The sequence below is a fragment of the Ochrobactrum sp. SFR4 genome (assembly GCF_019730395.1).
Taxonomy (GTDB): Bacteria; Pseudomonadota; Alphaproteobacteria; order Rhizobiales; family Rhizobiaceae; genus Pseudochrobactrum.
Window position 1 is genome coordinate 1 of the sequence record NZ_JAAPBB010000179.1, and the last position, 481, is coordinate 481.

Below are 481 nucleotides of genomic sequence, written 5' to 3' on the forward strand. Positions count from 1 at the left end.
CGACTGCCGGAAATAGCAGTATTGTATGTCCCTGATGAATATCATTGCGCCAGAATTACAGATCAAAAAAGGAGATTCCGATGGCTAGAATCGGGATGTTCTTATGGTGGCTATTATCTGCACTCTGTGTGCTATTATTAACCTTCATGCCAATTAATTTACCTACACAGCTTACGCTTGGAATAAGCGTATTAGTTGTCTTAGCAGTATTAAAGCATTTTCGTATTGGCGGAAAATGGCGTCTTATTGTGCTGGGTCTCGGCACATCTATCGTTCTGCGCTATGTGTATTGGCGTACAACTCAGACACTTCCACCGGTCAACCAACTACAAAACTTTATTCCCGGCATCATTCTCTATTTAGCTGAAATGTACAGCGTGATGATGCTTGCTCTTTCCATGTTTGTAGTGTCATTTCCGCGTGTTTCTCCGACAGCTATCAAGCTGCAAGCAACAGAAATACCAACCGTTGATGTATTTAT

At 42.0% G+C, this 481-nt stretch carries 1 pseudogene; it reads left to right on the top strand.

The window, feature by feature from the left end:
- Positions 1–80 precede the first annotated feature (80 nt).
- Positions 81–481 (top strand): annotated as a pseudogene (locus HBA93_RS18465) (UDP-forming cellulose synthase catalytic subunit); the annotation flags it as partial.